We start from the raw sequence: 22,747 nt of genomic DNA, 5'->3' as shown, positions 1-22,747 counted from the left end.
GTACTGTTGGCTCAAACAGGGCAGGGTAGTCGTGACAGCCCTGCCGGCGATCGTCCAACCGGAGAGACCAGGTGATTGACCGTCAGTGTTCTTGAAGACAATGTACCCCTCATGAAGATAGATGAACTGGATACTGAGTGGGCGGCACGCTCGGAGGAACAATTCGTCTGACTATATTTTTAGGAGTAGTTCTCTGTGCTCTAATGAGGCGAAAAAGAGAGTAAAAAAGTAAAAGAGTTTAATAGCCCATATCACATATTGTGTTATATGACGTTCCAAGAAGCCGTTCGTGCTGCCGGTGAGCAATACAACGTCCCGGACAACGAGCATCTCCGGGAGCTTGCGCGAGCGAACGCCCAGCTTCGAGATTAATCGCTTTCCGTTATCCTTTAGACTAACTTGATTGGTTTTCTGTATTGAGGAATTCAATGAATTCGTCCTTCGCCAGTGCTGGTTGTTCTTGTAGTGTTGAGTCTCCACTCTGCGCAATCAACTCTTCAACAAAGTTGATGCAGACTTCTTCGTGGTGTTCAGCATAAATCTCCCAAGCCTCGTAATACGGCATATCTAACTCATATTCTGCAAGAGGAATATCGATCCCACCTTTTCGGCGAACAATTTCACAGCCATGCTCTTCAAGTGTGCGAAAATAGAGATTGTGCCGACGCACCGTCAAAATGATCTTCGACTGCTCAATGTATGGGTTAACCCACTGCTGCCATTCATAATCTGGCGTGTGTGTATTAGGTAGCTCTATTTCTGCACCTGCTGCTTCTAGATACGTCTCTGCTATCGTAATCCCTGTTCGATGATTCGCATTGGGTAAAGAATGTTTGAGGATGAGATTGGACATAAGTTGTCCAGCGACCTCCGTTACAGTTCCCTCCCAAGTCACCTGCTCAAGCGCATCGGGAACACGGTCTATTTCGATTTCCTTGTAAATGGGTAACCCGTCACCACCATCCAATTCTTCCTCGTGCATCTCTGTGAAAAATCGGAGCAACCAAATTGTGACGACGCGGTCATCCGGGTCCATTGGCTCAAGAATTTCGGTAAGAGATTCCGGATCGACCTCTTGATCGAGATCATCGGCAGTTCCTGCAACACCTGGCGTATATAGAACATAGACTAAACCGCCAGATAGTGGATAGCCGATAATCTTCGTATCATCACTCTGGTCGACATCGAACTTTCGAGGGTCTGTTTTGACATCCTCAAGTGAGTAATGCTTATTCGCAGGATGATGTTGATACACAAGAGAACCAGGCATAGCTTACGTCTCGATTCGAATTAATCGATATTAACTCCGTCTCTTTAAGCAAGGAGGAGTGAGATGTTGTGAAGGAGAGTGATGACGATATCCTCGCAGCAATTAAGAGATCAGAGCTTCCGGCGGTGACCGCTCGGTGGGTGGCGGATACGCTCGAAATCGAGCTACCGTCCGCGCATCGACGACTTGAGGAGTTACACGAAAATGGAGAGATTGAGCGGGGAAGTTGAGTCCGCGGGTAGTTATCTGGTGGGTTCCAAAGGAATAGTAGAATTATTTTTGAGTCTCCGCTAATGCTTTACTATGGACAAGAGTATCGTATGTATGCCAAACCTCCTGAGGCGTCTCATCGGTCTCTTGCTTGTCCCCCTCGGAATCGGACTGATGCCTCTGACGTTTTTTACTAGTAGTACTGTGGTGGGATGTGATGGTTTTAACCCCGATTTTTTAGGAATTGAATTCAGTCGGGCCAAGATCACAGGAGTTAATTTGCAAACGATGACCGTGTATTGGTATGACGGATGTAACTGGCACAATGGCTCTCTGCTTCTATTTGCTGGTACGCTTTGTCTGGTGATTGCTGGGTTGTTTCTGCTTGTTGGGCCAATGGTACGCCAGACGAAGTGAGGGAGTTATAGGAGCGGCCAGGGTTTGGGGTCGCTCAATGTTAGTATGAGATACTAACATTGGCGCCAGCAGCAAATCCAGAAGAACGACCGAGTGACGGCGAGAGGAGAGAGAGAGGCGAGTTCATTCAGGAACGGAAGGTGGATGTACTCGGAGTCATGGAACCGCTGAAACCCTATATGACGAGCGAGATTGCGGAGAAGCTTGGGTGCCACGTCGGACGGTATATGAGGTTTTGAATAGACTTGCAGATGAAGGAGAGATTCGCAAGAAGAAGCCTGAAGCACGTCGGGTGATCTGGATTCGGACGGAATAGTAGTTATTCGTTGGTATGGCTAATTGTTATCTAGTGGAGAATAGCTTTTCCAAGCAAAGAGGTTGATCAGCATCTGATTTGTTCCGCCCCCGATTTAATGACGTCATTAGCGGTGGCAAATTATTCTTTTCGATAAATATTTACACACAGATATTATTGGATTATGAAACATGGTTGATGTCGAGTCTGTGGCCGTATTCAGTTGCGAAATGGGAGAGGATATCGAAAATCCGACCCCTGATCTTGTTGGTACGCTTGACGAGGACGATTTAACCGCTGATGCAGGTGCTGAGGCTGAGCGTATCGTCGCAAGTATGCTGCAGGACACATTCGGACGGCGTTACAATAGTGATGATGTTAAGAACGCCCGCAATCACGAATTCACTGACGCAGCTCGCAGTGCAGCCGTTAATCTGGAGACAGAAGACCGAACGACCATTGAATTACTAAACACAGTTCGCGAAGGAACAGGAATCGAAAGGGTAGGAGAGTCTCTTTCACAGCTCTATCTTAACGAAGCACGTTCTGTGTCGGATCTTCTAATCTACACTCAGTTTCGTGAATACAACGAAACTTTCACTGCGATTCTCAAAACCCCCTATCTAGAAGGAGCTCACGAAATTGATCTTGACCATGAGGATACGGAAGCGGTGTTCACTGAAAATGAACGGGTCATCCAAGAGGAAACCGACAAAAGCGTCGTCTATCCAAAATACGACGAGTATGAGGAAGTAATCGACGAGGAGAGTGCACAGTTATACCAAGAAGGGCACTACGCCCAATATTGGCACGGCTTCCTAAATCTCAAAGAAGCTCCACACCCAGACGAGCTATTGGAGTCCGCAATCAAACAGCGTGCTAGCGAAAGCGAAACAGAAGCTGCCTATCCAACGTATCAAGATTTCACTGATGGAGACTCGATCACAGCGGATGATACGGTCGGATCGAGGGTTGACGTTGAGCAAGGAGATGTCAACGTTCGAATTGCTGGTAAATCGATTCGAGTGTCGATAAGCGAGTTACGTGAAAGCGATAAAGTTCAACTTGCGAGAGATGGAGATCAGTTCTATCTGCTACTATCCGATCTCCAGCCAGAACTCACAGTCGGGAGTGGGAACGCAAAACGTTCCCTCGTAGATGACCTATCCAATGTTCCAAACATCCGTGATCTCTTCTGATCAATTCGAATGACGCCTCACGAGTTTATCGAAAGAGTACTTGTTGTTGCGAGTTCCGGGTCTGTCAATGATGAGGCCATATCTAACCTCGCGATAAATACCGAGGTTATCTCGTTGTCCGAGCGTGCATTCACGAATCTATTGGAAGGTTTGGAGGCAGTTCCTGCCTATTTTAGTGGCTTCCGCTTGGTTGCTGATGACCAACGGTTGTTTGAGTTGTCTGGGAGAGAGCTACGCGCAAATGACGAGGGGGTTATGGCGCTCACTGAACGGGAGCTAGAACCATCCGTGGACATTCATTACTACCGCGATGGGTTTGACCAGTACTATCCAGACGATATCAGTAATACAGCGAGTATACTTCACGAACTTGCCTCGGAGCTTGACAATGCAAACATCACTACTACCATTGAATTCGGATTAAATAAGGAACGAATCGCCTCTGATCTCCTCACGGAGGGAGGTTTCGATGTAACAAATGCCGACCTGAATCCACTTCTCTGGTGGACGCCAACGGATTTATTCCAGTGGATAGGAACTCACGATCCCCACGAAGTAGCAGCTGAGTTATTCGAATATGAGTCATCTCCTGTCTTTTTGTTCTTTCAAAATGCTCCCGAAAAGGTTTACCCTGTTCCAATGTGGACGGCAAGAGACATTGAAACGTTACCAAGAGAAGATCTCGAGGAGGCTGCCGACCAATACTTTGATTCGATGTCTGCAGCGCGAAAAGTGACGCATTGGCGCGGCGAATTATCACCAATTCATCCCTCCTTAGTAGAGGGGCTTTGGGAAGTTTGTGATAGTGAGGACGTTGCGCCTCTCTACGCTTATGCCTTGTTGGGTGTTCTTTCTGCTACTGTTGATCACGATAGTCGGACAATGCAGTTTCAGTTTTCCAGCGAACCAGAATTTACCCCTGAGGTTGATTTAGAACAGCTATGTGAACAATGGGGTATGGATGGTATTCTTTCGATTCAAGACCTTCATCAGTCGGTCAAAGAGGAAGAGGAAAAAGATGCATTTCGGGATCTTTGGCAATTGGCAATCACTGAACACTGTCGCGGCTCGGAAGGTGGAATCGAAATACTCCCGGACGTCATTGACGACATTAAATCGAGCTACCAAGATCTCCAAGTATCTGCTGTAGAGGAGAATTTTGAAGCGCTCAGTGATGTACTCGAAGATACTCAGACCCTGATGGCGGGATTAACTGAGAGACTTTCATCAGCAGCTAATGAGACTTCTCAAGACATCCAACGACTGACTTTCACACTGCTTGGTGCAATTGTCGCAAACCTATTTCTGGTTCTTCGGTGGAGTGATCGAAGTCTCGTGCCACCATTTTCTCTCTTCGTTCTTATCGTAATCGTAGGATTTTATCTCCCACTTATCCAGGGAAGAATTGAGGATTTGGACAATACAATCACAGAGGCAAAGAACGACTACGACTTCTACGAGAAGCACATTCGTAGATTCAACAAGGATCTTTTCCAATTTGGCGATCTAGAAGACCGAAAATCAGCATACGTGACGTTAGCTGAAAAGCAACGCCAACGTGCGCAAACCCAGCTTCGAAGAGTATTCTATGCATTGCTCACTGTTTGGGGTGGACTAGCGATCTGGTCCGGATTTGCTTATCAATTCGGTCAATCGCAATCGATTGCATTGGCGATTTCTGGAGTAGTGCTCGGTATCCTGACTTTTGCATCCACTGATGGACCGTTTGGTCACAGTGGGTATGAGTATTTCAGCAATCGAGTAGCCATCGGCGCAATCGTTATCATCTTCCTTTCTTTCCTGTTTTCACTGTATAGGCTGATTTTGAGGATGATTTTTACATTTTTGGTGGTGCTTTTCTAGCAAAAGACGTTTGAGCTCACCTGATTGATTCCCTGAAATTAGAATCTACGTCTTGCTCGTGGACCATGTCGTGGAGTAAACACGTACCACTTTATCGCCGCGACCCCCGCACCAAGGACTACCTGCACGAATATTTGTTCCACTGAAGACGGTGGGAGGTACTTAGTCATGAAGTAGTCCATCGCCGCCATTGTGAATGACCCGCCGAGTGCCTGGACGTAGGCATTCCAAAGAGCGAGAAGACCCGCACCGTAGATGTACATCGCAACTGGATTTCCAGTGAGTGAGCCCGTAAAATAGTTCACGAGACCTCGCTCATATCCGAACGCCTTAGCCATGGATACCACCGAAGGTCTGCACTTGCGTGTTCTTGTACTCGACTTGCAGGCAAGATCTATTTTCTCGTTGCATTTGTTATTCTGCCCTACCTGATTTCTTTAGTTAGGGCGTTTTCTATTATAGTATCAAATAACAAATATCTATTGTTGTTGATGGTTATCTGCTCTTCAGTCAAACCAAAGCACATCTCGTCAACTGAGCAGCGCGACAAGCAGGGAGGATTTGCAGAGCAAACAAATGATGGCGATATTCGTCGAGTGATTCGTGAATCCAAGTTTCCGGCCGTGACCGCTCGGTGGGTCGCAGATACGGTTGAAATAAAACGGCGGCCGGTGCACCAGCGGCTCGAGGAGTTGCATGAACGCGGTGAGTTAGAACGTGGGAAATTGAGCCCGCTGGTCGTTATCTGGTGGGTCCCTGAGGAATAGATTGTCCTGTTCACATTTCCTCACTATCCCTGAGGGAATGATGTTAACCGCCACCGACATCTATTAGGAGCTGTCATGAGCTGGTTCATATATCTGCTATGAGCCAAGCGACGCTTTCCAACCGGCCTTATACGAATTCGAATCTCTTCTCAGGTCACTACCTCGACGAACGAGTCCAGCATCGAAATGAGTGGGACTGTGACGAAGAGGCACAAGAGGCATTGGAAAAACTACAGGCCCTTTACAGAGATGAACGAGAACTGGTGGCAGGGTACGGCGAGGACTCACTGATTGACAATTGGATTGACGAGGTTCTCGAGATCCTGGGCTTTGGGACGAACGTCGAAACGACACTTCCCGACAGCAGCGGTTACGTTGATATTCTCCTCTTCGAGAACACTGAGTCCCGACGGAGAGCTGCCAAAATCTATCTGGATACCGAGAATACGGCAGATCTCTTCGACGGTGGCCTGGGACTCCTGGAGGCCAAACAATGGGACGCTGATTTCAGCCAACGGTTCAGTGAGCGACGGCCGTACCGGAACGCATCACATCAGATTAAGCATTACCTTGAGCGGACGCCAGAAAACATCCAGTGGGGAATCCTTACGGACGGGAAGAAGTGGCGGCTTTACGGGACGAAAGACTACGAGACCCAAACCTACTACGAGATCAATTTACCACAGCTTATTGAGTCCGGCAACCTTAACGCATTTAAATACTTCTATGTCTTCTTCCGCCCAGATGCGTTCCGAAAACACAGGGAGACAACATTCCTCGACTCGGTATGGTCCGAAAGCGAAACAGTCGCCCAGCAACTCGGCGAAGATCTCCAGGACAACGTCTTTACTGCACTCCGAGTGTTGGGTCGCGGCTTCGCTGAGACGAATGATCTCGACATTAATCCAGAAGGTGATGAAGAGCTCGCAGAGCTCAAAGAGCAGTCGCTCGTCCTTCTATACCGCTTGATGTTTGTCCTCTATGCTGAGGCACGTGGGCTCATCCATCCAGAAAGTAGTGATTCAATCACAGAATATGAACAGAACTTCAGCCTAGATGAACTCCGACTCAAGATCCACGACGAGATCGGTGAAATAGATGATGGATTCGACACCTACAGTGAGCACTCGACGTCAATGTGGTCCCGACTCGAGGATCTATTCCGACTGATCGACAAGGGCGAAGAAAAGCTGGGGATTCCTCCATATAACGGCGGACTGTTCGACCAGGAAAAGCATGATTTCCTGGCGAATCACGAAGTCAGCAATCGATATCTTGCGGAGGTCATCTACCGGATATCGACGACCGAGAACAGTGAGGGTCGGTACGTCTTGGCTGACTACGCCGATCTGGATACACGCCATCTGGGTAGTGTCTATGAGGGATTACTCGAGCACCAATTTAGGATCGCTCCAGAACAGTATGCGGCAGTCGCAGAAGACGGCGGTCAAGTCTGGGAGCCGGCTACGGAGGTATCAGTTGCAGACGCAGTGGAGGTCGTCGATCCAGGCGACCTATATGTCGTTAATGACGAGGGTGAGCGGAAAGCTACGGGTGCATACTATACACCGGACTACGTCGTGACCTACATTATAGAGGAAACGGTGGGGCCGCTCATTGAGGAGATCAAAGAGAATCTTAAGGAGCAGGGTTTTCAGCAAGGAACCCACGAGTATCTCGGTGCGTTCTACCGACGAGTGACAAATTTGAAAATTCTCGATCCGGCAATGGGTAGCGGTCACTTCCTCACACGGGCGACAGAGTACCTTGCCGAGCAGGTAATGGCCGAGGTTCGAGAGTTGGAGGAGGCGACTGCATTCGACGAGCAGCGGGTCCGCCGGGACGTCGCCAAGGAGTGTATTTACGGCGTCGACCTCAATGGGATGGCCGTCGAACTCGCAAAACTTTCAATGTGGCTCGAGACACTTGCTGCGGATCAGCCACTGGCATTTCTGGACCATCACCTGAAGACAGGCAACTCATTGATCGGCTCGGACGTAACGGAGGTACTCTCGAACGATACCGGGGACAACAACGGACAGCTCACATTGAAGCAGGCGCTCGCTCATGTCCGACAGGAGACCCTCGGCCATGTCATGGATAGGATGCAGGAGCTGCTCGAGATCGATAACGAGACGCTCGAGGAAGTCAAGTCAATGGAGGAAATTTACGAGGAAATCCGTACAGATCCTTTTTACAAACGACTTTTTGAACTGACAAACGTACATACGGCTGAACAATTCAATACCGATGTTCCCGAGGGGAGCTATGAACGGATGGCTCGAGCGATAGATGACGAGGATGAATGGATTGCAATCCAAGAGGAGAGTTGGTTCCAGACAGTACAGGAGATAGCAAGAGAAGAAGCGTTCTTTCACTGGGAGCTCGAGTACCCTGAAGTATTCTTTGATGAAGATGGTGAAAAGCAAGAAGAGGCCGGGTTTGATGCAGTAATCGGGAATCCACCGTACCTCCTATTACAAGGAACAGATCATCAGAACAAGATGAAAGAATTGTATCCAGATATTTTTACTGGGTCGAATGATCTATCCCATTTCTTTGTTCGGAAAGGTATAGAGATATTGAATGATCAACGCAGATTGGGCTATGTTATCACCCGCTACTGGCTTGAAGCCCATCGTAGCAGTGCATTACGAAAATATATTCTGGAAGAGGCACCTCCCTCTCAAATCGTTGAATTTGGCGACTTACAGATTTGGCCAAAAGTAAATGTCTTGGCAATAATCACAATTCTTGAAAAAGGAGAAAGAGAAGATGCTCAGATATTCATTGATAATGATGAGAACTATAGCACGGCACCAGAATTCATCGAGAATATCAAATCAAAAACAGGCCATCCTTCTATAAATATGAGTCTTTCTACCCTAGATGAAAATCCATGGAACTTGCGAACGCTTAGTGCCAAAGACCTCTGGAAAAAGGTCGAAGAAAAGTCGCTCAATCTCCAAGAGATTGCTGAGATATCCCAAGGCATCAAATCAGGGAACAACGACGCATTCACAGTCACTGGAGATATTATTGAAGATTATTCGCTTGAGAGAGAAGGTTTACTTCCTTTGGCCCGTGCCAAGGATATTCGTCGATACGATGTAACTAGTACTCGATGGGTCATATACACCGATGGAAAGTTTAACCCATCCGAATATCCCCATATAATGAGCTATCTTGAAGACTATAGAAAAGAACTTGAGAGCAGGTCTGAAGCTCAAAATGGGATTTATCCCTGGTGGCGTCTTCAACGACCTCACGAACGAGAATTGATGAAATCTCCTAAAAAATTACTCGTTCCTCACTATGCTAGGGAGAATAGATTTGCTTATACAACTGATGGAACAGTTGGCATGACAGATTCGTTTCTGATTGTTCCTAATGAGGAATATAATGTCCACTTTCTAGCCGCTGTTTTCAATAGTAAGCTTATAAATGCCCATATGTCTACATTCGGTAAACGAAAGAGAGCAGGATATTTATCCTATGCAGGAAATCGACTCAAGAAATTCCCGGTCCCAGATATTGAGGATGAACAAAGAATAAGAATCAGCAACGATGCAAGGGATTTAATTGGAGTAGAAGAGGGTCAAATTTGTGTTAAAGGAGCAGATAAAGAAAATGGAGAAGAAGGATTTGATCCTTATGTTATTCTATCCACTCTTGCAGAGAATATTGGGGAATATATTTCTCAAAAAAAGCGGCTCAACTTTGAGCTCCTTGACCATCTCGGCTCTTACAACGATGGACAGAGTCTCAAAGAAATTGGGTTTCCTCAACCCCCAGAAGGTGCCGCGAACTCGATACTCACCGACACAGCGGCCAACAGAGAGAATCTCCGTGTAGGATCTATCGAGATTGTACGGGAATCCTCTTCAAGCCTCGAAATTCATCTCTCAGCACGATATAAACCGGAAAACGAGGATAGCCATGAAACAGATCGGTGGGGCTACATTGAAACCGAGTTACTGCCGGCGCTACGGATTTCAGATCTTTCCGAGATTGAGGCAGACTTGGTAGAGGCTTTCGTACCGGTAGCCGTCAACGAAGCAGGTGGATTCGCTAATTTCCGTGAGACCGCTACTAAGACAAATTCACTTGTCGATCGACTACGCAAGCTCACTCTGCCGGCTGTCACTGACGTGTGTGACGAACTTGAAAGTTATCTCAAGACGAAAGCACGCGGTGAGGAGCTTCAGAGGAATATCGAAAAAACAGACCAGCTGATCGACCAGATTGTCTATGAACTCTACGGATTGACGGATGATGAGATCGAAATTGTCGAAGATACTGTTAAGCAGTAGGTTGATACATCCCGAAACAGAATAACCACCGAAGAAGATGGTTCAAGTCGTTAATGTCGTAGGATCTGGCTCTCTTGGAGTTGAACTCGCTCTTGACCGTCTGGCGGATGAAATCGGAGAACCTATCGCAAACTACGATCCCGAAAAATATCTTGGTATGTATCTCCGGTTTAAGCCTGATACGCCACTTATTACTATTTACCGGACTGGGAAATATATCATCTCAGGAGCAGATTCCGAAACCAGCGTCTATTCAGTTCGAGATCGGTTCCTCAAACTTTTTGCGAATATCGGCGTTCTCGAAAATCCGTCTGATGACTGTTTCACCATCCAGAACTACGTCTGTACTGGCGATTTAGGACAGGAACAAAACCTAAATGCACTTGCAATTGGCCTCGGTCTCGAAAAGACAGAGTATGAACCTGAACAATTCCCAGGCTTAATTTATCGTTCTGATGAGCTGGAGTGCACGATGCTAATTTTTTCCACTGGAAGAGTCGTCATCGCTGGGGCCGCAGAGGAAAAGACAGCAAAGTGTGCGTTCGATTTACTCCAGGAAATAATATCCGATTTGTGAGATAGTCAAAAAAACCAGTCCACATTTAGCTTACAGCCGCTACTACCGACCTCCGCCCCGAAAGTGGATTTCGGATGAGTATCGATAGATATTCCGATTCCGAGAGGTATAATTTTTATAAGGTGACTACACAGTAACATGAGTAACGTTAGGTCTCCCACTATGTCACGACAAATTGATCTGGACGGCAGACCCCAGCAAATCGATGAAGTCCACATTTTCTATCACGAAGTGAAAACACAGAATGACATCGTGATTCCAGACCAGAGAATGTATTCTCCAAAATAACCAAATGCCTGAATATAAAAACCAACATTACGTTCCACAATACCTCCTCCGTGGATGGACAGACGATGAGAAGGTGCCAATCTATAACATAGATAATCACCAGGAATATCCCAGAACCCATATCAAAAATCTCTGCTCTGAAGACTACTTCTATGGCGACTCTGAAGCAGAGCAAAGTTTGGACGGGTTGGAAGAAATCCACGCAAAAATCATCAATGTGCTACGGTCGTCACGGTCATTTGATAACTTAGATAGGTTAGAAATCCTCCACTTCTGTACATTTGTTCTACTACAAAGGAGCCGAACGAAACAACGGAAACAGGAGGCTCAGGAGATGACGGATGATTTCGCGAAAGAATACATGGAATTGATGGTGGAAGCAGGAGAAGTTGACCCGGAGTTACCCGATGGTAGGAATGCTCTTGACCTGTTAGATAACTTCAAGGTGACTCAAGAGAGACCTCTTGCATTCCCAATGCTACAAGCTCTAACAGGAGTGGATTTGATTATCGACCTTGAAGTGGCAATTATCGAAAATAATTCCGAGAAGGATTTCATAGTTTCTGACCATCCCGTTGTCCACGATAACCGTCGGTTCAAAGATGAGCTAGACCGGTTTTTAGTTGGGTTACAGAATCGGGGATTACAAATATTTCTACCATTATCTGATGATGTCCAGATTATGCTTTATGACCCTGCTTCGTATCTCGTGGAGTATTCTAATAAAAAGAAGCGGAGAGTTTCTACAACCTCTGGAAAAGTGGTAACCGGTTTAAATGACCTACAAATGATTAATGCTTTTGAGAATATTTTCTATCGGAAAAGCGGCCAAGAAGAGGAATTCAAAAACGCTCAACAGCGATTGTCTAAATACATTGTGGAAGAGACAACCATCTTCAGAAGGTTAACTCCAGAAGAACACGAGTTTGACACCGATAACGAGATAATAGAATCTGGCCCGAATCTGTCGGACTATTCCCCTTTCTTTCCTTTTGTAAAACAACGGATAGAAACAGAATTTGATATCGAGAGGCGTCCAAATGTCTCTCAAGGACATAAGGAGTATGTACAGGAACTAATTGACGACGCTCGGGAAGAGCAGAACGCAACCGACTAAAAACATTCTATTATGGATGCTTATTTTGTCCAGAGCTGCGTAGTGGATTCGTAGCGATCTACTAGTAAATACCGACATCTCGCGACCTAAAGGTATATCTTCCCGCTCAATCTTCTACCTAATTAATTGGTGTGATCAAAGCTCTGAGTTGGTTTCGTTATTTGCTATTTGTGAGTCAAAAGGTTAATCGTATTGATCCTCACAGACGATTTCCCGTAACTCGTCAAGCAGCACATCGTTGTGTTCATTAAGCACCTCGATATCACGAGAGAGTTCTTCCTTAATACGACGACGAACGCGAGAGGTTGCCTGATACTTCCGCTCTTGACCATGTTTGCCTGCTAACTGTTCCCGTTCAGTAGCCGTCAGTAGAGCGCGTTGTTTTGCCACGCCCCATGATTCAACGTTTACCATTACAACATTTCCTAAGTCATCGAATCACTAAATTGTTAGTATATTTCTTAACATTAAGACATTTCCTAACCCTTAATATGCTGGATGGAGTTGTTGTAACTGAGAAGCGTGGCACGCCTTGCAGAAAGGCCGGTGCTAGAACACCGACCGCGCTTCGCTTGGGACGAAGCATGACTAGCAATACCCTTTCCGTAGAAAAACGCATCGACTACCAACCACTTTGTATCGGAGGCCACCGCTAATGGCGTCCTTCGACGAGAAACCCAACGGCGGTGCCCTCTCACTCGAGGCCCAATTCGGCACAAAAACCTTCCACCCCGTCAAGCGCCTCGAACCCACACCCGACACCGCCGCCCAGGACCCCGACCAACCCACACCCACTACCGACGAGCCAATCACCCGCGCGTACCTCGTCGAACTCCGCGTGGGTTTTCAAACCCGAACCAAGACCACTGACCAAGCGCCCTACCTGTACTGCATCTACGCCACGCCGGACTGCCAGCAATTCTTCGAACGCCGCATCCCAATCGACTACGACAAGGAGGGCTTCCAAATCCCCGAGGACACCGAAACCTATCGCTCGGTCGCCACCACCAAAACAGGCAATCCAAAGCTCCCCTCGACACCACCGGGCGAAACCCACGCCAAAACCCGCAAGCACTACCGGCGAATCCTCGAACGGTGCTACGGCATCGACGCCACCCACACTACCACAACCGAGGTGTGCGCGTAGATGTCCCCCACCGAACGCCCTTCTCAGAGAGCGACAGCCACCGAAGGTGATGAGCGATGACCCGCACGTCCACCTCAATCACTCCCGAGGAGATCGAGAACACATTCGAACGCTGTCCGCACTGTGGGACGTATGCGGTGCAGATCACCGACTCCCATTACTGTGACAGCCGGTTCACCAGCAGTCTCACCGATGCCGAACGCAACCAGCGCATCGCTTCTGACCCCTATTCTACCGATGAGACGGTCGCTATCGTCGATCAATTTGTCGGTGACGCCTTTGCCTATCACGAACTCGACGCAGACAATCACTCGCTCTGTACGCTGCAGACCGACAACCCACTCGCCTATTGCACTCGTGCAGAGGCTCAGGACGACCAGTACGCACCCTGCCAGCTCTGTCAGCGCCTTCGCCAGAAACGGGAGGCCGAGCAATGACCGACCAGCGGACGGTCCTCGCGTTAGCGTGTACGGACCCGATTCAGATCCACACGCAGAAGCGCACGCTCACAGGCATCGTGTATCAGTGTGAGCATTCAGACCCCGCACTCTCTTGTCGTGGTCCCGAACCCGGTGAGCATGTCCTGTACGTCGCCACGCCATCGAACGACCTGTACCGGTTGCAGTACAGCTACTACGACGAGTACGAACACGCCAACACAGAGTTAGATCATTACGGACGCACCCCCTCCGGGAAGTACGCGTGGTTGCGCACGTACGCGACTGTCGAGTGCATCGTCAATCCGACGGGAGGTGAGCAGGCGTGAGTGGGTACGCACCGACGCCGTTGAATCCTCGCGATGCTGACGCACTTGTCACACACCTCGAACCGAGTGACAGCGTTCGCATCACCACGACTGATCTCCCACGGACGATTTGTACCGTCAAAGCAACGAACCCACCGACACACTGTGGACCGCATCTCGTTCTGACGGCTCCACCGATCACCACGACTGCACAGGACGAACTGCAGCAAACTACCTTCCACTGCATCAGTCAGCCCGATTCCGCCATGACTGTTCTCGAGTACACCCACACCGCCACTGACACGACTACCCGTTGTATCGGCACGCTCACTACCATCGCCCACCTGCCGCGTCTCTCCACGCCGGGAGACAACGCTGCGGCCACAGTGGAGGTGCCCGCCAATGAGTGACCCCACCACGTCCGGAGCTACCACTCTCGAAAATGTCTCGGTCAGCGACCTCGCCAAGCACGTCCAATCGCTCACCGACCGTGTTGACGATCTCGAAGCAGAAGTCGCTGAAAAAGACGAACGGATCGACAACCTCGAACAGCAAGTCGATGCCAGAGAAGACAAGGCAACCAAAGCGAAAGCTCACAGAAAAGCACTTGCCCGCAAAACGCAGTCCTGTGGCGAATGTATCGATGAGTTGCAAGCCCGCGAGTTCGAGAAAGGTGCCCACCTGCTCGCCGACAACGTCGACAAAGAGCAGATCACTGTCGATGGCAACAAACTCGAACGCATTACAAAAGACGATGGCAACACCTACTTCCGCCTTCCTGGTGAGGAAGACGCGCTCGGTCGCGGTGGTGCCGTCGCCCATTCGACGGCGGATCTCCTGCCGATTCAGCGACTTTCCCGCTATGACGACGAGATGCTTGCGTCCGTCACGAATCGAAAACCCGACGAACTTGCTGGCAAGGTCTGGCGTGAACGCGATGATGCTGGTCGCTACTCACTCTGGTCGAAAGGGAGCGGTGAGATACGTTCCTACTTAGACGCGTCAGAGCTCGCCGAATGGATTCGCCTGAAAGAGTCCGGCGTGAGCAAGAAATACTCACAGGAACTCGCTCGCCGGACGATGGACGCGATGCATGAGCTCTCGAATGGCCGTCTCGGGAAGATCAAGCGCCAGCGATCCAAGGACGGATTGAGCTACCAGGAGACACGTCTCGTGCTCAAGTCGGATGTCGAGCTACCTGGAGAAGTTACGAGCAATGACACGGACGATAATCCGGCCACAGACGGGGTTGCCGGAGAGTAGCGTGGTCGGGACGAAAACACGCCCGAGAGGGACACGAATCTAACACGAACACCACCACGAACGCGGTATTGGACGTCCCGAATTGACACAGTTCGGGACGGACTCAGTACGGCTACTTGTGAGTACGGCAGTTGTATCGGCATCTATCGGTTAGAAACCAGCGGGAGGGGGAGAGGTTGTACCGGCCACCGTGTCTGTGGTCGGAATGCGTGATCGAATCAACCGGGATTGTGCCCGTCGAACCGGGAATGACGATGAGGCTTAAGTGACGCGACCCATATTCTCTACTATGGCAGCTGAAATCTCCGATCGTGTCCGTGAAATTGCCGACGCACGAGGAGTTCCTGAGTCGGAGGTTTTCGAGCAAGCCCTTGAACTGGGAATTGCAGACCTGTGGGAGAACGTCGTCCTCGGGAAGTACATCGACGGTGAGCTATCTCGCGAGGAGACGATTGAACTGGTTGGATTCGAAAAAGTCCAGCGAGCAGATCGCGAAGCAGCAGTCGTTGAAGAGGATGTCGACTGGGGCCTCAACGCGTGACGATTGTTGCGGTCGCGGATACAGGCCCGCTTATCCACCTTGCAGAAATCGACGCACTCGACTTGCTGACGGCAATCGACGAGCTACTAATTCCTGAAACAGTGTATGCAGAACTCGAGGAAGGAGGGGTTCCACCTGAGCTCTCAGATTGTGAGTGGGAACGGATTGAGGTTGCGGATCCCGTCGGGAGAAGTGCTGAACTGGACGCAGGTGAGCGAGCGGCACTGGCAGTAGCCCTCAAGCGAGACAACGTCGTCTTTCTTACCGACGACCTGGCAGCACGAGAGTTCGCTCAAGACCAAAATATCGAAGTCCACGGTTCGATTGGCGTGGTTGCACTTGCGTACCATCGGAATGTAGTATCCAGCGATGAAGCAGCGTCGCTTATGCGGGCTCTTCAAACGGAGACGAGTCTCTTCATTACCGATGCGATCGTTGAACGTGGGATTCAACTGCTGCAGTCGAATTCCAATTGAGCAGCCACTGCAGGCCGCCAGCTCTTCGAGACGATCCAGCGTTCGGAACAGAACACTGAACTCGTGAACTTCCGTGAGAAGCGTGCTGAGAGCCAGCAAGTCGAGGACAAGTACCTCAATGTCCTCGAACACGCGAAGAACGTCGCAAAGACGAATGACGTGATGGTTGCACGGTTAGGCTATCGCGAGGTTGCAACGCATTACGGCTGTGCGTACAAGAACGACGGCTATCGCGTCATGGAGGAGATGGCCGAACGTGTGCCCGGTGTGACCTACAAAGAGTCACGGACGTTGTCGATTGACGACGCGATGGGTGTCGGTGGCCACCACATTGAGATCACGTTCGCCCATCCCGATTTAGCCGGATGGATGCGAGCACACAAAGCCAACGCGGGAGGGAACGGAGGACGCTAATTATAGCGTTGTAATCACGGGGGTTCGCAGAACCCCCACTCGGGCGGCACCACCACACGAGATTCACACCGCATTGCCGGTGAAACATGGTGGTACTAGTCGGTTGGTTACGGTGGAGTGCGTCTTTTTCTGCGTCATTTTCTGCGAAACGGAGGGGGTCACGTTCGCGATCCCCTCTATTACAACGGTGTAATCGACCACCGATAGTGGCGACAAACACGGACGATGCAGTCAAAGTAATATCGAGGGCATAGTCTGTGACCCTAAATCGCCTCTCAAAATCAATTCTCTCGTGTCATCAAAAGGTGAGGTAAGCATAACCGTCCACGTTCCCTTTAGTAATGAGTACACAATGGATATCTCTGAGATAGTTTCAACACAGTTCACCGAGTTCGACATCGGGGCACCCCTTTCGAAGGTCGCCGGTGCGTTCGAGAATCAGGAACTTGACGCCGTCGTCGTTACGGACGGTGATGAGTATCGCGGTGTCGTCAGCCGCCGACAACTGGCCTCGTCGTCCAATCAACCCTCGGCGAAGGTTGGCTCACGGGTACAACATGTCCCAACCGTCGACCGAACCGAAGATGTCCGTGAGGTCGCACGACTCATGATCGGGAGTAACGCCAAGACGCTCCCAGTGCTGGACAAAGACCGCATCTTCGGTGTGGTGACTGCAGATGCCGTCTTGGAGGCCGTGAGCCCGTTTCTCGACGCGGTGACTGTTGACGATGCGTACACAACAAAGCTGATCAGTGTCTCCCCGACGACTACGATGGGAAAAGCCCTCAACACGCTTCGAGAAGCACGTATCGCACACCTCCCAGTCATTGACAATGACGAACTCGTCGGCATACTGAGTCTGTACGATGTCATCGAATTCACGACACGCGGCGGGAACAAGAGCCAGGGTGGTTCATCAGACGAGTTCAGTGGCCGCGGCGGCTTCGGTGAACGTGACGGTGCTTCCGACCGGATGCTCGATCTGCCGGTGCGGAACCTGATGTCCGATGTAGCTGCGACGATCCAACGAGACACACCACTCGATGCGGTAGTCGAAACAATGTTCGATCGGGAGATTTCCTCACTTGTCGTCACGGATACCGAGACTGACGAACCGGTCGGAATCATCACAAAGACGGACGTCATTGAGGCGCTCACGTGGGAACAGGACGAACGGCGCCCCGTGCAGGTGTTCGGTCTCGATTTGCTCGATGAGATGGACTATGACGACGTTTCCGCGTTAATCGACGGCGTGACCTCGAAGTATGGTGAAATGAACGTACTCAAGGCCAGTATCGAACTGCATGAGCACAAAGAGAAGAGCCGAGGGGTGCCACTAGTGCTGGCACGGATTCGCCTCGTCACTGACCGTGGCTACTTCACTGCCAAAGGGGAGGGCTACGGCGCCACCCACGCACTTCGTCTCGCGGCAAATGCAGTCGAACGCCAACTCCTCAAAGGCAAGACCTACGGCCAATCGAAGAAGCATCCGGACACCGAGGAGCAAGAGCAACTCTACGGCTGGTGGCTCGGCGCATAGCGTTCTCGACCTCCAGTACAAGGTGACCACACGATCCGGGGTAATTACCAGTCGCTTGCTCTCAAAGCAGGGCTGAATCAGGTACTCTGTACCTCTGAAGGACAAGCGGATGAAATGCATTGATACGCGAGCTCACCGTACAGACAAGAGATGCCGAAATACCGTCATGGAACGAAATCGTTCATCGATTTCATGGGAACATATCTACAGGATCATCCCAAACGCTGTTCGGTGTGTGGGGACGAAGCACGATCTCGGTCGGAATGGCGAATCGAAAAGCGCGATGAGGACGGCCTCCACTTCGTGCATGCTTGTCCAAAGTGTGGTGCTGAAGACGACGTGTTTCTCAACCTCACGCCAGAACATGAGCGATCCAAACGTAACTGAATCCAACAAGGCTCCGAGTAGCGGTGATCGAAGATACAAATGTATTCGTCTCAGTGGCGATCGACCCACGAGCAGGAAAGATGAGCGGTGTCGTACTGATTGCCGTCGTTTCTCGTCCCGTTTGTGGCGGCGTTGGCTGGGAAGGCCATTCCAATCGTCGATGAACCGATCACATTCAGGAGACTAAATTGAACACAGAGCTAGCTCTGCGTTTGGCGGATGAACTCGTTAAGTCGTTCTTCGATGAGTGTCGCAACGCGTTCGCTATATTGCCAGAGCGCTGCGTTGAATTTCTCCTCGGTCTCGTCATCGATACCGTCGTCTCCCTGAAGCACGGAATCTTTGGTGATTTGGGGATGGTACACACAAACAATTCCGATCGAACTGTCCGAACTTTTGGTTCCCCCTGTGTGGATTCCGTACTGATCGGTGCCCCACACGCCATCGCCACCGTTCCGTTCCATTACAGAATCGAGCGCATCGAGCTGTTGCAATTCCTCGGGGGGAAGGAGTGGAGCATCGCCTTCGAACAAGTCACTATATGCTTGTGTCCGGGCACTGTTCGTCCATTGTTCCAATTGGGAGCGTGCTCTCAGTACGAGCTGTCTTTCGTCTGGGAATTCGGCCATACAATCTAGAGGAGTGGGACACCAATCAACGTTTGTACAGCATTTCCGATGGCTCGATCCTACGAGAAAGCAGTACTCAGGGAGAGCTTTCTTTGTCACCGATTGTAGGGTCTGGGTTTTCCCATTGGAGCACCAACTAGTTACATGACCCATTACGAGGCCGTCTTCGAAATCGATTCAAAATCCGACGCAGAAGTAATCAGGCTCCTTGTGGAACGGGTTTATGACGCGTTACGGGAAGAAACACGAGAAATAGATGGAGACGAAGCCAGTTCGAGGCCATCCGCAACGCAGCCAGACATCCCACCCCCGGAACGCTGACGATCCATTACGATCAATACAATGAAGTGTTCGAGGACTGAACAACCATTGTGCTGTTTTCGGTCCTAACTCCATCACTCGTTTATCTGAACGACATCGTCAGAATACCGACTTCTGTTCGCCATCGTGTGGAACGTTACTGTTCGCCAAGCGCTCACCGAATTTTAACGACCGATATGCCACCTATGTTGGGCTTGGATCCTGTGTAGTAGAAAGATATGCCGTTAAGTCAGTCGTCGTGATGACACCAATGACCGCTTCTTCGTCGACGACTGGGATGTGATCAAAACCATGGTCAATCATCAGGTCCGCTACAGTTTGGATGGATTCACTTGCGGTAGTCGTGATAACATCTGTACTCATAAATGTGGCAACGGTCGCAGTTGGATCAGGATCCCCTTCTGCGACTACATGAATGAAATACGGCATCTCTCTCGAAGCCGAATCTCCACCTGTTCAAAGGTTTCCGATGCAAGCGCAGACAGCGACGTCTGTTCCTCCCCGTCGATCGGTGTCACCCAGACGCTATCGACGATACCATGCACAATGCGCCATCCATGCTCCTCGAGCACTGCTTTCGTCTCCAGCAGAATCTCTCTGGCATATGCGTTGATCGCCTCGTGGCATTCGATCCGTCCGAACTTCGCATTCGAAAAGCCCTGGTAGCCGAAACACGACACCAAAATCCACTTGATCGCACTCGATTGGCCTTCCAACTCGTCGCGACGCTCTTCATCCTCCGTCTCTCGTATCTCGGCTTTAATCGCATCTCGATCCTCGATCAACGGCTCAAGCACATCTGGAAGATACCCCCGCTCGTCACAAATCGAATACCCGATACCCGGCACGTCTTCCCGCCCAGCGTGGCACTCACACCGAATCTTTTCCGGACTCACGTTCCGCGTGACGATGATATTCGGATACAACGAGGAGAAGTCGAGTTCGTGAACGTCCTCGTGTAACCCGACATCCGGCGCAAACGTGAACCCACCCCGATCGGCGTCGTGCAATTGGCGCATCGTCTTGAACTTCTCGTGGCGCCACGAACGCCACGGCACAAGGACATCTCGCTCCCGTGCTTCTTGGATCTGAATCCCGGTCAGAATGTTCCCGATCGACGACCACGCTAACTCCTGTAGTGGTTTGCCCGACTGCTCGACGAGATACAGACAGCCATCCAGGTTCGTCTGATTCCACATGAACGTGTTCGAGCCGTCGATGATCACCCGTCCAGGAAGATTGTAGCGTGCTGGAGAGTGTCCGACCTGTCCGTAGCTTTCGTACGTCGATTCTCCCGCCAATTGCTGCCACCCCGACCGTCGTCCAAGCTGGAACTCCACGTCAAGCCGATCAGCCTGCTGGAAAAGAACTGGAATGAGGTCACTCGTATTCAGGAAGAGAACATCCGGATCAACCGACTCCACACGAGCCGACAATGTTGCTAACACGTCTTCGCCACTCCCAGTCACCGTCTCATCGTCAACCGTGAGTTCAGTAACTCTCTCACTCGCGAGTTCCGTCTCCGAGACGGCAAGCTGCATCTGTGAGAGTTCGCGGGTCGGCAATGGATCAGCACCTTCTTCGAGACAGTAGCGGAACTCCCGCGAAAAATCGACGTTGTAGCAGCGATACTCACCAGGCGAGCCCCACTTGCTCACCATTCGTGCCACCGAGTTGACCGCCTTGAGGTCGACTACGTCCACCTGGAGTACTTGCTCAGGGTCGTGCCGGAAGCTCACGCGTTCATCGACGATAGAAACCCGAACAACGGAAGGATGGTCTCGGAGTGCAGCACGCGCCGTCGAAAAGTCGCCGCCATCATGCACAGACACGTAAATCGTCGGTGTATACGACTCACCGACTTCACACTCTACCCCGGATTCAGTTACCGACCATCTGAGCACGTCGCCGTCGACGTAGTCGATTTTGTACACCATCGGCTCATCCCTGGCCGTTCAAATCGTCTTCTAAGTGATCAAGCCGTTCTTCCAAGTCGTCGATCTGGATCTGCTGTTCGAGCAATATCGAGATCAGAATCGGTGTTTCAACGAACAGGGGCTTGTGAACCGTGCTGGGATCGGTATGCAGCTGGGCATACTCGAAGAGTCGATCGAAAACCAACTGATCAGCCGGTCGAAGTGCTCGGCGATACTCGTCCCATCCCGTCGTGATTTGGCTGCTTTGCATCATTGCAAGTAACCATGACCACCAAGATCCTCTTAGGCAAGCCAGGGTCGATTCCGAATATTCCAATAGATGAAATGTCGATGGAATCCAGTATGAGTACTGATCGTGCTGGCCACCAACTATGAAGTAAGACTCGAGGTTCTGTTACCGTCAGTTTGGAGCGAATTCGCACCTCTACATTCAGAACTGCCTATCTGGGACAGATCTCAGAAAGCTCCGAGAGAATCGGTCGTCAGTGGCCCTGTTGAATCGTTTCCGATTGGATTTTCCGAAAACACAGTCTCCACCAACGCTCACTCGGAGAAAGGTAAGGAAAGCCGTAGGCAGGGCTCTCACAACCAGCCAGACCGTCAGCGCCGCATGATGGCGTCGGGAAATTGTCTTGACCAGGTGTGAGAGCGCAGTTAGAGCATCGGACGGTGGAATAAAACGCGTTCCGGTAACACAAATATTGATTGTAGTAACCCACAGACGAAACCGATGGTAGCAGTCAGCATGCTCCCACAGTTGCTCACTTTTGTAATCAGTAATCGGTGAGTCGGAGCTTCCCCTCAACCTCGTAGAGATGGCCTTTCATGTAGAGCCGTTCGATGATATCCTCGGCAGCAGGGCGCTCAAGATCCTCTTCGTCGTTGAGAATTGCATACGCTTGCTCGTACGTGAGCTCTCCCGCATCCGGAAGGGCGGTCGCGAGCGCGTCGAGCGCCTCCTGCGCGAGTGGGGTGAGTGGCGACGTCCCATTCGAACTCATTGCTATCTCTGGATTTGAGAGCTGTACAGG

22 protein-coding genes are annotated in these 22,747 nt (G+C 50.3%); 14 read left to right on the top strand and 8 right to left on the bottom strand.

All coding sequences use genetic code 11. The features are described from left to right. Nucleotides 1–394 precede the first annotated feature (394 nt). Nucleotides 395–1,270, bottom strand: a complete 876-nt coding sequence (locus AC1XDK_RS28610; protein ID WP_483353424.1) for a DUF8172 family protein — start codon at nt 1,268–1,270, stop codon at nt 395–397. A gap of 1,113 nt (nt 1,271–2,383) precedes the next feature. Between AC1XDK_RS28610 and AC1XDK_RS28605 the strand changes: the two genes are divergently transcribed. Together AC1XDK_RS28605 and AC1XDK_RS28600 are read left to right on the top strand one after the other, a co-directional pair. Continuing rightward, a complete protein-coding gene (locus tag AC1XDK_RS28605; protein ID WP_483353423.1) occupies nt 2,384–3,391 on the top strand; it encodes a hypothetical protein in 1,008 nt (335 codons plus the stop codon). 9 nt (nt 3,392–3,400) lie between these two features. Continuing rightward, nucleotides 3,401–5,254 carry a hypothetical protein gene (locus AC1XDK_RS28600; RefSeq protein ID WP_483353422.1) on the top strand — a complete coding sequence of 618 codons (1,854 nt, stop codon included), beginning with the start codon at nt 3,401–3,403 and terminating at the stop codon, nt 5,252–5,254. A 38-nt stretch (nt 5,255–5,292) separates the two neighbouring features. On the opposite strand, the gene AC1XDK_RS28595 is transcribed toward AC1XDK_RS28600, so the two are convergent. After that, nucleotides 5,293–5,592, bottom strand: coding sequence for a hypothetical protein (locus AC1XDK_RS28595; protein ID WP_483353421.1), 300 nt, complete (start codon nt 5,590–5,592; stop codon nt 5,293–5,295). 527 nt (nt 5,593–6,119) lie between these two features. Between AC1XDK_RS28595 and AC1XDK_RS28590 the strand changes: the two genes are divergently transcribed. The 3 genes from AC1XDK_RS28590 to AC1XDK_RS28580 all read left to right on the top strand — a co-directional run bounded on the left by AC1XDK_RS28590 (nt 6,120) and on the right by AC1XDK_RS28580 (nt 12,316). Then, a complete protein-coding gene (locus AC1XDK_RS28590) occupies nt 6,120–10,334 on the top strand; it encodes an Eco57I restriction-modification methylase domain-containing protein (protein ID WP_483353420.1) in 4,215 nt (1,404 codons plus the stop codon). Nucleotides 10,335–10,371: 37 nt separating this feature from the next. Further along, nucleotides 10,372–10,911: a TATA-box-binding protein gene (locus AC1XDK_RS28585; protein WP_483353419.1), complete on the top strand. Its 540-nt coding sequence runs from the start codon at nt 10,372–10,374 to the stop codon at nt 10,909–10,911. 292 nt (nt 10,912–11,203) lie between these two features. Continuing rightward, on the top strand, nt 11,204–12,316 hold the full coding sequence (locus AC1XDK_RS28580; RefSeq protein WP_483353418.1) for a DUF4238 domain-containing protein: 1,113 nt from the start codon (nt 11,204–11,206) through the stop codon (nt 12,314–12,316). Between the two features lie 183 nt (nt 12,317–12,499). On the opposite strand, the gene AC1XDK_RS28575 is transcribed toward AC1XDK_RS28580, so the two are convergent. Further along, the gene (locus AC1XDK_RS28575) at nt 12,500–12,706 is read right to left on the bottom strand and encodes a hypothetical protein (RefSeq protein WP_483353434.1); all 207 of its coding nucleotides are present in this window, start codon (nt 12,704–12,706) and stop codon (nt 12,500–12,502) included. 265 nt (nt 12,707–12,971) lie between these two features. Between AC1XDK_RS28575 and AC1XDK_RS28570 the strand changes: the two genes are divergently transcribed. From AC1XDK_RS28570 to AC1XDK_RS28530, 9 genes are all read left to right on the top strand, one after another. After that, nucleotides 12,972–13,463: a hypothetical protein gene (locus tag AC1XDK_RS28570; protein ID WP_483353417.1), complete on the top strand. Its 492-nt coding sequence runs from the start codon at nt 12,972–12,974 to the stop codon at nt 13,461–13,463. Between the two features lie 56 nt (nt 13,464–13,519). Continuing rightward, nucleotides 13,520–13,900, top strand: coding sequence for a hypothetical protein (locus AC1XDK_RS28565; protein WP_483353416.1), 381 nt, complete (start codon nt 13,520–13,522; stop codon nt 13,898–13,900). After that, the gene (locus tag AC1XDK_RS28560; protein ID WP_483353415.1) at nt 13,897–14,229 is read left to right on the top strand and encodes a hypothetical protein; all 333 of its coding nucleotides are present in this window, start codon (nt 13,897–13,899) and stop codon (nt 14,227–14,229) included. Before AC1XDK_RS28565 ends, AC1XDK_RS28560 begins: the two co-directional genes overlap by 4 nt. Next, nucleotides 14,226–14,618 (top strand): hypothetical protein, encoded by a 393-nt coding sequence (locus tag AC1XDK_RS28555; RefSeq protein WP_483353414.1) that lies wholly within the window; start codon nt 14,226–14,228, stop codon nt 14,616–14,618. Before AC1XDK_RS28560 ends, AC1XDK_RS28555 begins: the two co-directional genes overlap by 4 nt. After that, nucleotides 14,611–15,471, top strand: coding sequence for a DUF8008 family protein (locus AC1XDK_RS28550; RefSeq protein ID WP_483353413.1), 861 nt, complete (start codon nt 14,611–14,613; stop codon nt 15,469–15,471). The genes AC1XDK_RS28555 and AC1XDK_RS28550 overlap by 8 nt, the downstream gene beginning before the upstream one ends. 289 nt (nt 15,472–15,760) lie before the next feature. Next, the gene (locus tag AC1XDK_RS28545; protein WP_483353412.1) at nt 15,761–16,012 is read left to right on the top strand and encodes a hypothetical protein; all 252 of its coding nucleotides are present in this window, start codon (nt 15,761–15,763) and stop codon (nt 16,010–16,012) included. Then, on the top strand, nt 16,009–16,488 hold the full coding sequence (locus AC1XDK_RS28540; RefSeq protein WP_483353411.1) for a PIN domain-containing protein: 480 nt from the start codon (nt 16,009–16,011) through the stop codon (nt 16,486–16,488). Before AC1XDK_RS28545 ends, AC1XDK_RS28540 begins: the two co-directional genes overlap by 4 nt. A gap of 63 nt (nt 16,489–16,551) precedes the next feature. Next, the gene (locus AC1XDK_RS28535) at nt 16,552–16,902 is read left to right on the top strand and encodes a hypothetical protein (protein ID WP_483353410.1); all 351 of its coding nucleotides are present in this window, start codon (nt 16,552–16,554) and stop codon (nt 16,900–16,902) included. A gap of 352 nt (nt 16,903–17,254) precedes the next feature. Next, nucleotides 17,255–18,442: a CBS domain-containing protein gene (locus AC1XDK_RS28530; RefSeq protein WP_483353409.1), complete on the top strand. Its 1,188-nt coding sequence runs from the start codon at nt 17,255–17,257 to the stop codon at nt 18,440–18,442. A 587-nt stretch (nt 18,443–19,029) separates the two neighbouring features. Here the strand turns inward: AC1XDK_RS28530 and AC1XDK_RS28525 are convergent. The 5 genes from AC1XDK_RS28525 to AC1XDK_RS28505 form a co-directional block, all read right to left on the bottom strand. Further along, the gene (locus AC1XDK_RS28525; RefSeq protein WP_483353408.1) at nt 19,030–19,458 is read right to left on the bottom strand and encodes a DUF7539 family protein; all 429 of its coding nucleotides are present in this window, start codon (nt 19,456–19,458) and stop codon (nt 19,030–19,032) included. Between the two features lie 504 nt (nt 19,459–19,962). Continuing rightward, complete coding sequence (locus AC1XDK_RS28520) at nt 19,963–20,142, bottom strand: CBS domain-containing protein (protein WP_483353433.1); 180 nt, start codon at nt 20,140–20,142, stop codon at nt 19,963–19,965. 44 nt (nt 20,143–20,186) lie between these two features. Continuing rightward, nucleotides 20,187–21,716: a type B DNA-directed DNA polymerase gene (locus AC1XDK_RS28515; RefSeq protein WP_483353407.1), complete on the bottom strand. Its 1,530-nt coding sequence runs from the start codon at nt 21,714–21,716 to the stop codon at nt 20,187–20,189. Between the two features lie 4 nt (nt 21,717–21,720). Next, nucleotides 21,721–21,969: a DUF8156 family protein gene (locus AC1XDK_RS28510; RefSeq protein ID WP_483353406.1), complete on the bottom strand. Its 249-nt coding sequence runs from the start codon at nt 21,967–21,969 to the stop codon at nt 21,721–21,723. Nucleotides 21,970–22,489: 520 nt separating this feature from the next. Continuing rightward, a complete protein-coding gene (locus AC1XDK_RS28505; RefSeq protein ID WP_483353405.1) occupies nt 22,490–22,717 on the bottom strand; it encodes a hypothetical protein in 228 nt (75 codons plus the stop codon). Nucleotides 22,718–22,747 lie beyond the last annotated feature (30 nt).

Source organism: Haladaptatus sp. HS23 (genome assembly GCF_056892285.1).
The sequence above is the reverse complement of the archived record's forward strand: the minus strand, read 5'-3'. Positions and strand labels throughout refer to the sequence as shown.

Coding starts and splice junctions, on each gene's coding strand:
- AC1XDK_RS28610 (WP_483353424.1), bottom strand. CDS start 1,270: ATGCCTGGTTCTCTTGTGTATCAACATCATCCTGCGAATAAGCATTAC.
- AC1XDK_RS28605 (WP_483353423.1), top strand. CDS start 2,384: ATGGTTGATGTCGAGTCTGTGGCCGTATTCAGTTGCGAAATGGGAGAG.
- AC1XDK_RS28600 (WP_483353422.1), top strand. CDS start 3,401: ATGACGCCTCACGAGTTTATCGAAAGAGTACTTGTTGTTGCGAGTTCC.
- AC1XDK_RS28595 (WP_483353421.1), bottom strand. CDS start 5,592: ATGGCTAAGGCGTTCGGATATGAGCGAGGTCTCGTGAACTATTTTACG.
- AC1XDK_RS28590 (WP_483353420.1), top strand. CDS start 6,120: ATGAGCCAAGCGACGCTTTCCAACCGGCCTTATACGAATTCGAATCTC.
- AC1XDK_RS28585 (WP_483353419.1), top strand. CDS start 10,372: ATGGTTCAAGTCGTTAATGTCGTAGGATCTGGCTCTCTTGGAGTTGAA.
- AC1XDK_RS28580 (WP_483353418.1), top strand. CDS start 11,204: ATGCCTGAATATAAAAACCAACATTACGTTCCACAATACCTCCTCCGT.
- AC1XDK_RS28570 (WP_483353417.1), top strand. CDS start 12,972: ATGGCGTCCTTCGACGAGAAACCCAACGGCGGTGCCCTCTCACTCGAG.
- AC1XDK_RS28565 (WP_483353416.1), top strand. CDS start 13,520: ATGACCCGCACGTCCACCTCAATCACTCCCGAGGAGATCGAGAACACA.
- AC1XDK_RS28560 (WP_483353415.1), top strand. CDS start 13,897: ATGACCGACCAGCGGACGGTCCTCGCGTTAGCGTGTACGGACCCGATT.
- AC1XDK_RS28550 (WP_483353413.1), top strand. CDS start 14,611: ATGAGTGACCCCACCACGTCCGGAGCTACCACTCTCGAAAATGTCTCG.
- AC1XDK_RS28545 (WP_483353412.1), top strand. CDS start 15,761: ATGGCAGCTGAAATCTCCGATCGTGTCCGTGAAATTGCCGACGCACGA.
- AC1XDK_RS28530 (WP_483353409.1), top strand. CDS start 17,255: ATGGATATCTCTGAGATAGTTTCAACACAGTTCACCGAGTTCGACATC.
- AC1XDK_RS28525 (WP_483353408.1), bottom strand. CDS start 19,458: ATGGCCGAATTCCCAGACGAAAGACAGCTCGTACTGAGAGCACGCTCC.
- AC1XDK_RS28520 (WP_483353433.1), bottom strand. CDS start 20,142: ATGAGTACAGATGTTATCACGACTACCGCAAGTGAATCCATCCAAACT.
- AC1XDK_RS28515 (WP_483353407.1), bottom strand. CDS start 21,716: ATGGTGTACAAAATCGACTACGTCGACGGCGACGTGCTCAGATGGTCG.
- AC1XDK_RS28510 (WP_483353406.1), bottom strand. CDS start 21,969: ATGATGCAAAGCAGCCAAATCACGACGGGATGGGACGAGTATCGCCGA.
- AC1XDK_RS28505 (WP_483353405.1), bottom strand. CDS start 22,717: ATGAGTTCGAATGGGACGTCGCCACTCACCCCACTCGCGCAGGAGGCG.